Below are 14,321 nucleotides of genomic sequence, written 5' to 3'. Positions count from 1 at the left end.
GGCTAATGCGCCCAATGTGGTTTATGATCTGCCAACTATGCTGCCGAGAAGTAACGGGCGAGGTGGCATCTTCTTTTGGGTGCCTTTGGTGTACATGAATCGAGCTTCGACTAATCCTGATTTTGTGGCGGATGCGCTGGCGCTGATCGGCGTTCCCGCGTGCGCCTACAGCGATGAGGGCGTAGTATTGGCCGCCAATTGGGAACTGATCGATTTGCTGGGGGCCGACCCTTGCGGACAGCCCGTCATCGAGCTGTTTGCGCGCCACGTGCGTGCCGCCAGCGCCGAGCATCTCGATACGGCCATGCTGTCCGGGACCTTTGGCATGCGCTGGGACAGCTGCCTGACTTGCGCGAACGGACAATATCTGTCGGTTCAGGCCAAGGCCAAGGCGTTGCCAGCCGGTGCCTCGGGCGGCACCATCGTCTTCCACGACATCAGCGCGGTCGAGCGCGACCAGCGCGCCTTGCGCAAGACGCTGCTGGAGCAACAGGCCATCCTGGAGAACGCCGCCGTCGGCATCCTGTTCACCAAGGACGGGGTTATCCAGGAGTGCAATATCCGCTGTGCCGAAATGCTGGGCTACAGTCGCCAGGAGCTGGAAGGAGTGTCCAGCGTGAAGGTCTATCCGAGCGAAGCGGACTTCATCGACTTGGGCCGCAAGGCCAGTCCACCGCTGTCGCAGGGCTTGTCCTTCATGCAGGAGGCGCAGATGCGCCGCAAGGACGGCACGCTGTTCTGGGCCCGCCTGTTCGGCCGCGCCATCGATCCTATCCACACCGCCGAAGGCACGGTGTGGATCATGGAAGATATCAACGAGCACCGCATCGACGAAGAGAAGCTGCGCCGCGCGCTGCTGGAGATGCAGGCCATCATGGACAGCGCGCCGCTGGCAATCGGCTTCCAGCGCGATAACCGCATCCTGCGCTACAACCACCGCTTCGCCGAATTCTTCGGCTTCAACGACGATGGCGGCGTCGGCCAGCTGACGTCGACGCTGTATCCGTCGCAGGAAGCGTTCGACGCGGTGGTGCGCAAGGCGCGGCCGCTGCTGGCGCGCGGCAAACCATACCAGGCCGAGATGGAGATGCGGCGCCAGGACGGCTCGACCTTCTGGGCGCATGCTTTCGGCTACGTGATCAATCCGGGCCGCACGCAGCAGGACACCATCTGGATCTTCGACGACCGCAGCGCGCAAAAGCGGCATGAAGAGGCGACCCGCCAGCTGCTGCTGGAACAGAAGGCGATCCTGGACAACGCCTCGGTCGGCATCCTGTTCAGCAAGGCGCAGGTCATGTTGAGCTGTAATCCGCGCATGGCGGAGATGTTCGGCTATCACATCGACGAAATGGTGGGGCATCCATCGGCGATGGTGTTCCCGTCGCAGGAGCGCTACGAGGAATTCGGCCGCGAGGCCGCGCCCTTGCTGGGCACCGGCCAGCCGTTCGAGAAAAAGGAATACGAGTTCAAACGCAAGGACGGCAGCGTGTTCTGGTGCCGCGTGCGCGCCAAGGCGGTGGACGACGCGCACAGCGAAGGCGGCACCATCTGGATCCTGGAGGACGTGACCGGCACGCGCCAGACGCAGATGGAGGTCGAGGCCATCATGACCAATGCCTCGATGAGCATCCTGTTCACCAAGAATCGCGTCATCACGCGCTACAACCGCGGCTTCGCCGAGATGTTCCGCTACGAGGGCGACGCCGGCCTGGGCCTGCCCGGCCGCGCGCTGTATCCGTCGCAGGAGTCCTACGACAAGCTGGGCGCGCAGGCCTATCCCTTCCTGTCGGTCGGCAAGCCGTTCCAGATCGAGATGGAGATGCGGCGCTCCGACGACACCTTGATGTGGGCGCAGCTGATCGGCTACGTGGTCAATCCCGACGACCCGACCCAGGGCACGATCTGGGTGATCGAGGACCGCACCGAGCAAAAGAACGCCGAGGAATCGCTGCGCAACGCGCTGCTGGAAAACCAGGCCATCCTGGACAGCGCGGTGCTGGGCATCTCGGTGGTGGAGCATGGCCGCAACCTGCGCTGCAACACCAAGATGGAGGAATTGTTCGGCTACGCGCCCGGCGAGATGAACCAGTTGAGCGTGCAGGCCTTCTATGCCGACAAGGATGCGTGGGAAGCGGCGCGCGCCGCCACCGCCGACGACTTCCACGCCGGCCGCGTGCACGCCTCCGAGTACCAGCTGGTGCGCAAGGACGGCAGCACGTTCTGGGGTCGCCTGTCCGGCCGGCCGTTCGACCTGGCGCAGGCCACCGGGCGTTCGGTATGGCTGGTGGACGACATCACCGAGCGGCGCGAGGCGGCCGAAGCGGTCAGCCGCGCACGCGACGACCTGGAAGTGCGGGTGCTGGAGCGTACCGCCGAGCTGGCCGGCGCCAATGCGCTGCTGCAAGGCGAGATCGTCGAACGCCGCCAGGCCGAGGCGCGCGTGCACCACATGGCCTACCACGACAGCCTGACCGGCCTGCCGAACCGCGCGCTGTTGTCGGACCGGCTGGACCGCGCCATGCTGGCGGCGCAGCGTTCCGAACGCCGGCTGGCGGTGATGTTCATCGACCTGGATCGCTTCAAGACCATCAATGATTCGCTGGGCCACATGACCGGCGACCAGCTGCTGAAGGAAGTGGCGAGCCGTCTGTGCCGCGCGGTGCGCGCCAGCGACACCGTGGCCCGCCTGGGCGGCGACGAGTTCGTGGTGCTGGTGCCGGGCATCCGTTCGTCGGAGGAGGCCAGCCACGTGGCGGAGAAGATCATCGAGGCGCTGTCGGACAGCTTCCCGCTCGAAGGCCGCAACCTGCACATCACGCCGTCGATCGGCATCTGCGTGTATCCGGACGACGGCGGCGACGTCGAGACGCTGATGCGCCACGCCGACGCCGCCATGTACCACGCCAAGGCCAGCGGCAGGAACAATTACCAGTACTTCAAAGAGGCGATGAACCAGACGGCGGCGGCGCACTTCGAGCTGGAGTCCAGCCTGCGCGGCGCGCTGGCGCAGGACGAGTTCGAGCTGCACTTCCAGCCCATCATGGACATCGGCACGCGCCGCCTGCATACGATGGAGGTGCTGCTGCGCTGGCGCCGCGGGGACGGCGAGCTGGTGCTGCCGGACCACTTCATCCCCATCATCGAGGAGAACGGCCTGATCGTGCCGATCGGCGAGTGGGTGATACGCCAGGCTTGCAAGCAAAGCATGGCGTGGCAGCGCGCCGGGCTGGCGCCGGTGCCGCTGGCGGTGAACCTGTCGCCGCGCCAGTTCATGCATCGCGGCTTGATCGAGTCGATCCGCGCCATCCTCGACGAGACCGGCATCGATCCGTCATTGATCGAATTCGAGATCACCGAGACGGCGCTGATGCAGCACGGCGAGCAGACGCTGGACATCCTGGGCCAGATCAACGCCATGGGCATCCGTTTGTCGATCGACGATTTCGGCACCGGCTATTCGAGCCTGGCCTACCTGAAGCGCTTCCCGGTCAAGAAGATCAAGATCGACCGCGCCTTCATCAAGGAATTGGAAGAGAGCGCGGAAGACCGCGCGATTGTGGCGGCGATCATCGCGCTGTCGGACAGCCTGCAGCTGTCGGTGGTGGCGGAGGGCGTGGAGACCGAAGGCCAGTACGCGCTCCTGCAGCGCAATGGCTGCCAGTACGCGCAGGGCTATCTGTTCTCGCAGCCGGTGCCGCACGCGACGGCCCAGCTGCTGCTGCCAAGGCTCTAGTTAATCCAGCGTGGCGATCACCGGAGCGTGGTCGGACGGCTGTTCCCATTTGCGCGGCGCGCGGTCGATCACGCAGGCGCTGCAACGGGCCACCAGCGCCGGCGACAGCAGGATGTGGTCGATGCGCAGGCCTTTGTTGAGGCGGAAGCCCAGCGCGCGGTAGTCCCACCAGCTGAACGATTTTTCCGGCTGCTCGAACAGGCGGTAGGAATCGGTCAGGCCGATGTCGAGCAAGCGGGTGAGGGCGGCGCGTTCCTTGTCGGACACCAGCACCTGGCCGGCCCACGCGGCCGGATCGTGGACGTCGCGGTCTTCCGGCGCGATGTTGTAGTCGCCCAGCACCGCCAGTTGCGGATGCAGTGCGGCTTCTTCCTTGATCCAGTCGTGGAAGGACGACAGCCAGCCCAGTTTGTACTCGTATTTGTCGGAGTCGACGCTTTGGCCGTTAGGCACGTAGGCGCACACCACGCGCACGCCGTCGATGGTCGCGGCCAGGATGCGCTGCTGCGGATCTTCATAGCGCGGATTGTTCTTGATCACGTCGGCGATCGGCAGTTTGGACAGGATGGCCACGCCGTTGTAGGTCTTCTGGCCGCTGTAGGCGACGTGGTAGCCGGCAGCCTCGATGGCGGCCACCGGAAACTTGTCATCTGTTAATTTTGTTTCTTGAATACAGAGGACATCGATGGGGTTCTCCTCTAGCCATTTCAAGACGTGCGTCAGGCGAACGTTGAGTGAGTTAACATTCCATGTGGCTATTTTCATCTGAGTCAGTGTCCTTGCGGGTTTTGGGGGAGGCGCTAGCCTATATCAGCGAATCTTACAGCATCTTGATTTAACACATACGATTGTTAATTTGACGATTTTTATAAAAAAACATGAAAAAGTCTTTCGTGCGGGCACTGTCAGCGCCTAAAATGTTGCAAAATGTGTGAAATTAAAAAAAAATTGCTAGGAGTGTCTCCTTGTTGTCAAAATAGAACGGTAAATAAAGACAAAATAAGCAAAAGAGAAATATACTGATACAAATTGGGTGGAAAACTTGTATTTCCGTCGAGCAATCAAAAATAGTAGTGTCCAGGGTTCATTTTTGTGTTGTAACTCAACAAGAAATGGTACTATAGGGAAATTACTTGTGGTTTTAACAGTGAATTGCGCGTAGCGCATTTGCAAAGGAATTAAAATGCGAGCTGCATTCGAGACGTGGGCGCAGAAAGACGGTCACATCGTCCGACGCCGGGAAGACAAACCAGAAGAGTATCTGGTTTTTGAAACGCAACGCCGCTGGGTCATCTGGCAGGCTGCGCTGGAGCACGGCAAAACGCCGGGCGGCCGCAAGACGGCTGCACAAAAGGAAGCCGCCGCGCTGGAAAAGGCCAAGGCTGCCGTTCAACGTCCGCCGGCCATCAATTCCGACGAGGCTGCTGTGCGCAACCAGGTGCTGAACGAAGTGCTGGATGCGTTCTCCACCCTGGGCGGCGAGCGCGGCATGGACGATATCCTGAAAGTGGTACAGGGTCTGAAGAAGAAGCAGCTGGAGCAGGCGGAAGAACGCATTGCTGCGGCCGAGCCGGTACGGCATAACGCCTGACCCGGATGCGCTTCAAGCACTACAAAGGGGGCCTCTACGAGCTGGTGTGCGAGGCCACCCTGGAATCCGACCTGAGTACCATGATCGTTTATCGCGCCGCGAACGGATCCATCTGGACCCGGCCGAAAGACGTGTTTTTTGAAATTGTCGAAGTCGATGGCGTAAAAGTGCAACGCTTTACGCCGCTTGATTGAGCATTTAGAACCACTCGCGGGCTGCTACACTGGTCTGACCCACTAACCCTGAGGCAGACCATGTATTTCCGCCCCGTTGCAGCGGCAATTGTACTGCCGGCCCTGATGGCCGGCTGTGCTTCCCTGACTGAATCCACCCAACAAAACGTGCTGGTGCAAACCGTGCTCGATCATCGCGAGATCGCGGGCGTCGGCTGCGTGCTGTACAACGACGTCGGCAAATGGTTCGTGACCACGCCGGCGCGCATTACGCTGCGCAAGAGCGCGGGCGCGCTGCGCATCGACTGCCAGAAAGAGGGCACGGGCTGGGCCTACGAAAAGGTCGACTCCAAGGTGGACGGGAATCTGTGGGGGAATCTGGCGCTGACGGCCGGTGTCGGCTATTTCATCGACAAGAACACCGGCGCGGCCTATGACTATCCTGCCACGCTGACGGTGGTGATGCACCCGGCGGTGGAGCGCGATGCGCTGCCGCCGCCGGCTGCGGGTGTTACTTTGTACTGATTACGCGCGCTTAGGTGCGATTAATCAGGAAGTTCGACAGCAGCGGTACCGGACGGCCGGTCGCGCCTTTTGCGCCGCCCGATTTCCACGCGGTGCCGGCGATGTCCAGGTGGGCCCAGGTGTACTTGCGAGTGAAGTTCTCCAGGAAGGCTGCGGCGGTGCACGAGGCGCCGCCCGGCGTGCCGATGTTGGCCAGGTCGGCGAAGTTGGACTTGAGCTGCTCGTTGTACTCCTCGCCGATCGGCAGGCGCCACGCGGTGTCGCCGGCGGCTTTACCCGCAGCCATGATCTCGTCGGCCAGTTTGTTGTGGACGTCGTCGTCGCGCGTGAACAGGCCGCTCTTGTGGTGGCCCAGGGCGACGATGCAGGCGCCGGTCAGCGTGGCGATGTCGATCACGGCGGCCGGGTTGAAGCGCTCGGCGTAGGCCAGCGCATCGCACAGCACCAGGCGGCCTTCGGCGTCGGTGTTCAGGATCTCGATGGTCAGGCCGTTCATCGAGGTGATGATGTCGCCCGGCTTGGTGGCGCGGCCGGAAGGCATGTTCTCGCAGGCGGCAATCACGCCGATCACGTTCAGCTTCAGGTTCATCTCGCCGATGGCGCGGAAGGTACCGAGGACAGACGCCGCCCCACCCATATCGTACTTCATCTCGTCCATGCCTGGACCGGCCTTGAGCGAAATGCCGCCGGTGTCGAAGGTGATGCCTTTACCGACCAGCACCACCGGCGCATCCTTGGGCTTGCCGCCCATGTGTTTGAGGATGATGAACTTCGGCGGCTGCTCGCTGCCGTTGGTCACGGACAGGAAGCTGTTCATCTTCAGCGCTTCCAGCTGTTTGCGGTCCAGCACTTCAACGTCGAACTTGTAGTCCTTGCCCAGCTTCTTGGCGGTGTTGGCCAGGTAGGTCGGGGTGCAGATGTTGGCCGACAGGTTGCCCAGTTCCTTGGTCAGGTCCATGCCGTTGGCGATCGCCTCGGCTTGGGCCAGCGCCAGCTTGGTGGCGGCGGTGCTTGGCACGGCCAGCGCGATTTTCTTCACGCCGGTCGGCGCCGGATCCTTCTTGCTCTTCTGGCCGTCGGTGCGGAACACGCTTTCGTGCGCGCTTTGCACCACGCAGCGGATTGCCCAATTGACGTCGCGCTCTTTCACTTCGGTCATCGGCAGTGCGATAATAGCGTCGCTCGCGCCCAGGGCGGAGAAAGCCTTCAGCACCGCGGACACGCCGCTGGCGAAATTCTTCTCGCTGACGCCATCGTCGCTACCCAGGCCGACCAGCAGCACGCGTTCGGCGCTTGCGCCTTTCACGCCGCGTAGCAGCAGGGTGGTGCCGGCTTTGCCGGAGATGTCGCCGGACTTCAGCGCAGCCGTGATTTCACCGGAACCGTCCAGCGCCTTGGCGGCCTGCGACAGCTTCTTGTTCTCAAAGACCGCGACGGCGACAACGCCGGCTTTGGCCGAAGCGATGGTGTTTTTTGTGTCGAATGCTTTTATGCTAAAGTCCATTTGATTCTCCGTGTCGTGTACGAATTGCCAGCCTGTTTGACAGGCTGTTATTTAACTTGTGGCCCTGCGAGGCCCTTAACTACCGAATTATAACTTTCGAATGATCTTTCAACGCGCCCTACGACGTGAAATGGCAAGTGCCGCCGGCGCCACCTTCACTGTGCTGTTCAGCATATGTGTTACCTGGACCCTGATCGCCGTGTTGGGCCGGGCCGCAGGCGGCAAGGTCGCCTCCAGTGACGTCATCGCGCTGATCGCATTCGCAACGCTGAATTATCTGCCAACTATCCTCATCCTCACCAGCTTTATTTCAGTGCTGATGGTGGTCACGCGCAGCTACCGCGATTCCGAGATGGTGGTGTGGTTCGCTTCGGGCCTGAGCCTGACCAAGTGGATAGCCCCGGTACTGAGCTTCGGCCTGCCGATGGTGCTGCTGACAGGCGCCCTGAGTTTCGTCGCCACGCCGTGGGCCAAGCAGAAAAGCTCGGAATACGTGGAGCGCTTCGAAAAACGCGAAGACCTGCAGAAGGTCTCGCCGGGCCAGTTCAAGGAATCGGCGTCGGCCAACCGCATCTTCTTCGTCGAAGGCGTGGCCGGCAAGACGGCCGTGGTGCAGAACGTGTTCGTCAACACGGTCGACGAACACGGCACCGCCGTCATCGTCGCGCGCGAGGGCGTGATCAACACCGGCGCCAAGGGCGAGCGCTATCTGGTGCTGAAGAACGGCCGCCGCTACCAGGGTACGCCGGGCCAGTCGGACTTCCAGACCATGGAGTTCGAAAGCTACAGCATGCGCGTGACCAGCCAGACCCAGGACCTGGAGTCCGAGCGTAACACCGACGCCGAGCCTATCATGGCGCTGCTGCACGACACCACCGCCTTCGGCCGCGCGGAGCTGTTGTGGCGCATCTCGTCGCCGGCCACCTGTTTGATCCTGATCCTGCTGGCGGTGCCGCTGGGCTTTGTCAATCCGCGCGCCGGCAGTTCGGCCAACTTGATCATCGCACTGCTGATCTTCTTCAGCTACAGCAACGTGGTCAAGCTGGTCGAGGCCAGCGTCAAGCAGGGCAAGTCATCGTTCGCGCTGTCCTGGTGGCCGCTGCACGTGTTCGCGGCGTTGCTGGTGTTCGCGCTGTTTGCCTGGCGCCTGAACCTCAACCATCGCTACCATCCGCTGGCATTGCTGGCGGCGCTGAAGCGTTCGCGCGCAGCCGCCAAGAAAGCTGTCACGCCATGAAAATCCTGCAACGCTATTTCGCCGTCTCGATCCTGCAGGCGGTGGCCTTTGTGCTGGTCGCCTTCCTTGGCCTGCAAGCCTTCATGGACCTGACGGGCGAGCTGCCGTCGGTCGGCAAGAACGGCTACGCTATCCAGTACGCCTTCCTGTACGTGCTGGTGCAATTGCCGGCGCACGTGTATGAGGTGATGCCGATTGCGGCGCTGATTGGCACCATCTACACGATGGCGCAGTTCGCGGCGACGTCCGAATTCACCATTATGCGCGCCTCCAGCATGTCGACCGGGATGGTGGCGTGGATGCTGGCCAAGATCGGCTTCGTGCTGGTGGTCGTCACCTTCATCTTCGGCGAACTGATAGCGCCGCGCACCGCGCCGCTGGCCGAGAAGATCAAGCTGAGCGCGCGCGGCGCCGCGATCTCGTCGGAGTTCCGCTCCGGCCTGTGGACCAAGGATATCGTCAAGTCCGACGGCATGAGCGGCAGCGTGACCGGCTCGCGCTTCTTCAACGTGCGCCAGGTGAAGCCGGACGGCACGCTGGTCGACGTCAAGCTGTACGAGTTCGACACCAATTTCCGCCTGCGCTCGATCACCCTGGCCAAGATCGGCACCTTCAAGGGCAATAACAACTGGCAGCTGTCGGATGTGACGGAAAATATCTTCACCAACCCGGCGCTGCTCAAGCCGGGCAGCGAGGCCAACCTGGCCAACAACTTCGCCCAGGACACCAGCCTGATCGAAACCCGCCACAGCGCCACCAAGGACCTGCTGTCCGAGGTGACGCCGAAGATCCTGTCGGTGGCCGGTTCCGATCCGGAGCGCATGTCGGCCAACGAACTGGCGGTCTACACCCGCCACCTGCAGGAGAACAAGCAGGAGACCGAGCGCTTCAAGATCGCGTTCTGGAAGAAGCTGTTCGACCCGCTGGCGATCTTCGTGCTGATGGCGCTGGCGCTGCCGTTCGGCTACCTGCACACGCGCAGCGGCGGCGTGAGTCTGAAGATTTTTGTCGGTATCATGATCGGTGTCAGCTTCCAGTTGGTGAACACGCTGTTCTCGCATCTGGGCCTGCTGAGCACCTGGCCGGCGGTGGTCACGGCGATCGCCCCTAGCCTGTTATTCCTGCTGCTGGCGCTGGGCGCCTTGTGGTGGGTGGAGCGACATTAAATGAACAAACAAGCCCTGGTTCTGTTTGCGCACGGCGCCCGCGCCGCTTCGTGGGCCACGCCGTTCGAGCGGCTGCGCGAGCTGACGCAGGCGCGTATGCCTGAGGTGCGCGTGGCGCTGGCTTTCCTTGAGCTGATGACGCCACCCCTGCCGGAGTTGGTGGCCGAGCTGACCGCCGACGGCGTCACGCGGATCACCGTGGTGCCGGTATTCCTCGGGCAGGGCGGGCATGTGCTGCGCGACCTGCCGCTGATGGTCGAGCAGTTGCGCATCGATTATCCGCAGGCGACGATCAACGTGGCCGAAGCGGCCGGCGAGAACGCGGCCGTGCTCAACGCCTTGTCCGACTACTGCGTTGCTTCGCTTTCGCTGTCAGCGCAGGCGGCGCCAGACTGACAGCGGAATTTGCCCGTCCGGCCTGGCCGGCACGCGGTAGCTGAGTTCATCCCCGTTCAATTCGTAGCTGCGTTTTTGCTGCGTTCCCTCCCAGTTTGAAAAGGCCGCGCCGGCGATGCTGAAGGTCAGCGTATGCGCTTCGCCGTCGAGGGCGATGGTGCCGTAGTGGGTGCTCGATCCCAGTACGGCGGCTTCGAACTCCACCGGCGTGCCGTTCTTTTTGTCGCCGCCGGCGAAGCGCGGCCGGTCGGCGCGGTAGATCTGCACGCTGTAACGTCCCTGCTTGTCGATCATCATCAGGCCGGCCGGTGCTTCGCCGTAGTCGCGCACGCGCGTGCCGTCCGGGAGTATCCGGTCGGCGGCGACCAGGGTCCAGGTACCGGCCAGTGGAAAGTCCGGCGCCGCGCCGGCGGCTTGCGTGGCGGGCACCCACATGACGAGGAAAAATAATCGGTTCAGCAGTTTCATGGCGATCTCCTTGGTGACGATACGTTCAAGATAGCGCCAAAGCCATCTGAACGAAATTAGCGAAATCCGCCCGATATATGTGCATAATTGCACAATGAACCAACCTGACTGGGATCACCTCCGTTATTTCCTGGCCCTGCACGACGCAGGCACCTTGAGCGGCGCCGCGCGCGCGGCCGGCGTCGAACACACCACGGTGGCGCGGCGCATCGATGCGCTGGAGGCCGCGCTGGCGGTGACGCTGTTCGACCGCTTCCCCAAGGGATGGTCGCTGACGGTGGCCGGCAAGGCGCTGGTGCCGCATGCGCGCATGATGGAAGAGAACCTGCACGGGTTGATGCGGGCAGCCGGCGGCGCCGCCACGTTGAACGGCAAGGTACGGGTATCGGCGCCTCCGGCGCTGGCGGCGTATCTGCTGGCGCCGCGCCTGAAGGCGGCGCTATTCCGCCTGCCGGGTATTGAGTTGGATTTGCGCGGCGAAGCGCGCGAGACGGACCTGATGCGACGTGAGTCGGACATCGCTTTGCGCTTCAATCGGCCTGTCGCGCCGGGGCTGGCGGTGCGGGCGCTGACAACCGTGGCCTATCGTTTGTACGCAAGCGCCGCCTATCTCGCTGCGCGCACGCCTGAGCAATGGGAATTCGTCGGCTACGATGAGCTGATGCAGGATACGCCGCAGCAGCGATGGCTGGAGAAGATACGCCATGGGCGTCGCTACTGCCTGCGCGCCAATGACCTGGGCGCCCTGTACCAGGCGGCGCTGGCCGGCTGCGGCGTGGCGGTGCTGCCGGAGTACTTCTTCGATATGCGGCACGGCGACCTGGTCGCCATCGACACGCCGGCCTGTCCGATCAAGCGCAAGCTATGGATCGTCATGCACGAGGATGTGCGCCGCGCCGCGCCGGTGCGCGCGGTGGCCGATGAATTGATCGCCCTGTTTACGTCGGGCTAGGGCGCGGCCAGCGGCAGTGTCAATGTGCAGGTCGCGCCCTGGCCCGGCTGGCTGGCGAGGGCGATCGTGCCGCCCAGCGTCGCCGTCACCAGGCTGGAGACGATGTGCATGCCGAGACCGGAGTTGCCGGCGTTGCGGCGGGTGCTGAAGAAGGGCTCGAACACGCGGGGCAAATCCACCGCCGCGATACCGCGGCCATTGTCGGCAAACGACAGCGTTGCGGCGGCGGGGCCGGCCGTCAGGCGGATGTGAATCTGCCCACTCTCGGCACCGAACGCGTGGTCCAGTGCATTGGTCGTCAGGTTGATCAGCACCTGCGACAAGGCGCCCGGATAGCTGTCCATCATGGTCTCCTGCTCCGCCTCGATCAGCACCGTGACCTCCTGCTGGCGCAGTTGCGGCTCCAGGCTGGCCATGGTTTCGCGCACCAGGTCCCCCAGCAGGAACTGGCGGCGCTGCTCGCTGCTGCGGTCCGTGGCGCCGGACTTCAGGCGCCGCACCAGTTCCGCCGCCCGCTCGCAGTTCGCGGTCAGCGCCGCAACCAGCTCGACGCAATTGGTGGTGAACTGCTCCAGCCTGGAACGCGTCATCTGGCCGGCGTCCACGTTGGCGCGGAATCGCCGCAGCTCTTCGCCCAACTGGGTGGCGGCGGTGTAGCTGACCCCCACCGGCGCGTTGATTTCATGCGCCAAGCCGGCAACCAGCCGTCCCAGCGACGCCATGATCTCGGTCTTGACCAGCTGTTCCTGCATGTGCTGCTGGCGCTCCAGCGATTCCTCCAGCGCCAGGGTGCGCTGCGCCAGGTCCGCCGTGCGGCGCGCCACCAACTGCTCCAGCGACGCCTCCACTTCGGCGCGCGCTGTCACTTCGTGTTGGAGCGCGACGTTCTGCAGCGCCAGTTGTTGATGCATCGCGCTCAATTCCAGGTGTGTCTGCACGCGCGCCAACACTTCCTGCAGATGCAGCGGCTTGGCGATGTAGTCGACGCCGCCCGCGTCGAAGCATTCGAGCTTGGACTTTTCGTCGGTCAGGCTGGTCATGAAGATCACCGGGATATTGCGCAGCTTTTGGCTCGCCTTGAGGCGGCGGCAGGCGGTGTGGCCGTCCATGCCGGGCATGATCACGTCGAGCAGGATCAGGTCCGGCGGCTGCTGCGCCGCCAGCGCCAACGCCGCGCCGCCGTCGCGGGCCACGATCACCCGCATCCCGGACAGCTCCAGCATCTCGCGCAACACCATGACGGTGCTGGCGGAATCGTCCGTCACCAGTACCACCGGCGCCGCTGCGGCCTGGCTTGTGCTATCGGAGGTGGTAGTCAACGCGGCTCTCCTGGCTGGATTGTCCCGGACATTGTGAACAACAGTCCGTGGTAGTTTGCAATAAAGAAATGGTTTTTTACTACCTTCTGCCTTAAAATTGTTCTTGCAACGGTACGAGTGTTTTCCGTGGTCGTCAAGTGGAGCCTGAATATGCAGGATGATGAACTGCCTTCTTCGATGTCTCTACTCGACAACATCAGCTGGATAGTCGAGGATAGCCCAGGCCCATGTTTGCCCGATGCCTCGCTGCCGCCGTGGAAGCTGCTGATCGTCGATGACGACCCGCAGGTGCAGCAGGTGACCGACCTGGTGCTGCGCAGCCTGAATTTTCTCGGGCGCGGCGTGCTGCTGCTGCACGCCACCTCGGGCCTGGAGGCGCGCGCGGTGCTGCAAGAGCACCGCGACATCGCGTTCGCGCTGCTGGACGTGATCATGGAGACGCGCACGGCCGGACTTGACCTGGTGCGCCATATCCGCGACGAGTTGGGCGAGCGCGCCATGCGCATCGTGCTGCGCACCGGCCAGCCGGGCGACGTGCCGGAGCAGGACGTGGTGCTGGCCTACGAAATCGATGATTACAAGGCCAAGACCGAGCTCTCGGCGCAGAAGCTGACCACCTGCGTCATCGCTTCCTTGCGCGCCCACGACTACATCACCCGTCTCAACCAGCTCAATGCGGAGCTGGAGATGCGGGTGCAGATGCGTACCGCAGAATTGGAAAAGCTGGCCATGCTGGACCCGCTCACGGGGGCCGGCAACCGCCGCCATCTCGATCAGCGGGCCGCCGTGGAAATCGCCGACAGCGAGCGCAATGGTGGTCCGCTGGCGGTGGTGATGCTCGATATCGATCACTTCAAGCAGATCAACGATACCTGGAGCCATGCGGCGGGCGATGCGGTGTTGCGCAGCCTGGTCAGCCTGGTGCAGGGGGAGTTGCGGCCGCGCGACTTCATGGCGCGCATCGGCGGCGAGGAGTTCGTGCTGCTGTTGCCCGGCACCGGCATGGACGATGCAGGCCGGGTGTGCGAGCGGATACGCCGCTGCATCCACTGCTCGCCATTTGAAATCGAACAGGGGGAGATTCCGGTGACATCGAGCTTCGGCGTCACGCTGCTGATGGCGGGCGAACGGCTGGAGACTGTGCTGGCGCGGGCCGACGGCGCGCTGTATTCGGCCAAGCAGGGCGGGCGCAACTGCGTGGTGACCGCCGAACTGCCCGGCGAGTCCGACGTGGGCAGCGTCGCCGCCTAGTGCCGT

Annotated in this window: 13 protein-coding genes; 9 read left to right on the top strand and 4 right to left on the bottom strand. The window is 63.2% G+C overall.

The window, feature by feature from the left end; all coding sequences use genetic code 11:
* Positions 1-94 precede the first annotated feature (94 nt).
* Complete coding sequence (locus AC07OK_RS25840; protein WP_494692945.1) at positions 95-3,733, top strand: sensor domain-containing protein; 3,639 nt, start codon at positions 95-97, stop codon at positions 3,731-3,733.
* On the opposite strand, the gene xth is transcribed toward AC07OK_RS25840, so the two are convergent.
* Positions 3,734-4,498 (bottom strand): exodeoxyribonuclease III, encoded by a 765-nt coding sequence (xth, locus tag AC07OK_RS25835; RefSeq protein ID WP_494692944.1) that lies wholly within the window; start codon positions 4,496-4,498, stop codon positions 3,734-3,736.
* 418 nt (positions 4,499-4,916) lie between these two features.
* Between xth and AC07OK_RS25830 the strand changes: the two genes are divergently transcribed.
* From AC07OK_RS25830 to AC07OK_RS25820, 3 genes are read left to right on the top strand one after another with little or no spacing between them, the layout of a single operon-like run.
* Positions 4,917-5,324, top strand: a complete 408-nt coding sequence (locus tag AC07OK_RS25830; RefSeq protein WP_494692943.1) for a phiTE_015 family protein — start codon at positions 4,917-4,919, stop codon at positions 5,322-5,324.
* A 5-nt stretch (positions 5,325-5,329) separates the two neighbouring features.
* Complete coding sequence (locus AC07OK_RS25825; RefSeq protein ID WP_494692942.1) at positions 5,330-5,518, top strand: DUF1653 domain-containing protein; 189 nt, start codon at positions 5,330-5,332, stop codon at positions 5,516-5,518.
* Between the two features lie 60 nt (positions 5,519-5,578).
* Entirely contained in the window at positions 5,579-6,022 is a 444-nt protein-coding gene (locus AC07OK_RS25820) for a hypothetical protein (protein WP_494692941.1), read from the top strand.
* 10 nt (positions 6,023-6,032) lie between these two features.
* Here AC07OK_RS25820 and AC07OK_RS25815 read toward each other — a convergent pair whose 3' ends face one another.
* Positions 6,033-7,526, bottom strand: coding sequence for a leucyl aminopeptidase (locus tag AC07OK_RS25815; RefSeq protein WP_494692940.1), 1,494 nt, complete (start codon positions 7,524-7,526; stop codon positions 6,033-6,035).
* Between the two features lie 100 nt (positions 7,527-7,626).
* Between AC07OK_RS25815 and lptF the strand changes: the two genes are divergently transcribed.
* Genes lptF through AC07OK_RS25800 form a run of 3 tightly spaced genes read left to right on the top strand, consistent with a single transcriptional unit; the run spans position 7,627 to position 10,325 of the window.
* Positions 7,627-8,763: an LPS export ABC transporter permease LptF gene (lptF, locus tag AC07OK_RS25810; protein ID WP_494692939.1), complete on the top strand. Its 1,137-nt coding sequence runs from the start codon at positions 7,627-7,629 to the stop codon at positions 8,761-8,763.
* Positions 8,760-9,929, top strand: a complete 1,170-nt coding sequence (lptG, locus tag AC07OK_RS25805; RefSeq protein ID WP_494692938.1) for an LPS export ABC transporter permease LptG — start codon at positions 8,760-8,762, stop codon at positions 9,927-9,929. Before lptF ends, lptG begins: the two co-directional genes overlap by 4 nt.
* Positions 9,930-10,325, top strand: a complete 396-nt coding sequence (locus tag AC07OK_RS25800) for a sirohydrochlorin chelatase (RefSeq protein ID WP_494692937.1) — start codon at positions 9,930-9,932, stop codon at positions 10,323-10,325.
* On the opposite strand, the gene AC07OK_RS25795 is transcribed toward AC07OK_RS25800, so the two are convergent.
* Positions 10,302-10,793: a lipocalin-like domain-containing protein gene (locus AC07OK_RS25795; protein WP_494692936.1), complete on the bottom strand. Its 492-nt coding sequence runs from the start codon at positions 10,791-10,793 to the stop codon at positions 10,302-10,304. The genes AC07OK_RS25800 and AC07OK_RS25795 overlap by 24 nt on opposite strands.
* Before the next feature lie 94 nt (positions 10,794-10,887).
* Between AC07OK_RS25795 and AC07OK_RS25790 the strand changes: the two genes are divergently transcribed.
* Positions 10,888-11,745: a LysR family transcriptional regulator gene (locus AC07OK_RS25790; RefSeq protein ID WP_494692935.1), complete on the top strand. Its 858-nt coding sequence runs from the start codon at positions 10,888-10,890 to the stop codon at positions 11,743-11,745.
* Here AC07OK_RS25790 and AC07OK_RS25785 read toward each other — a convergent pair.
* Entirely contained in the window at positions 11,742-13,064 is a 1,323-nt protein-coding gene (locus AC07OK_RS25785; protein ID WP_494692934.1) for a hybrid sensor histidine kinase/response regulator, read from the bottom strand. The two genes, AC07OK_RS25790 and AC07OK_RS25785, sit on opposite strands and share 4 nt — an antisense overlap.
* 150 nt (positions 13,065-13,214) lie before the next feature.
* On the opposite strand from AC07OK_RS25785, the gene AC07OK_RS25780 reads away from it, so the two are divergent.
* The gene (locus AC07OK_RS25780; RefSeq protein WP_494692933.1) at positions 13,215-14,315 is read left to right on the top strand and encodes a GGDEF domain-containing response regulator; all 1,101 of its coding nucleotides are present in this window, start codon (positions 13,215-13,217) and stop codon (positions 14,313-14,315) included.
* Positions 14,316-14,321: the final 6 nt, after the last annotated feature.

Source organism: Duganella sp. GW821-FHT07G03 (genome assembly GCF_059418605.1).
Note: the sequence above shows the minus strand (reverse complement) of the source record. Positions and strands in the feature narration are given on the sequence as shown.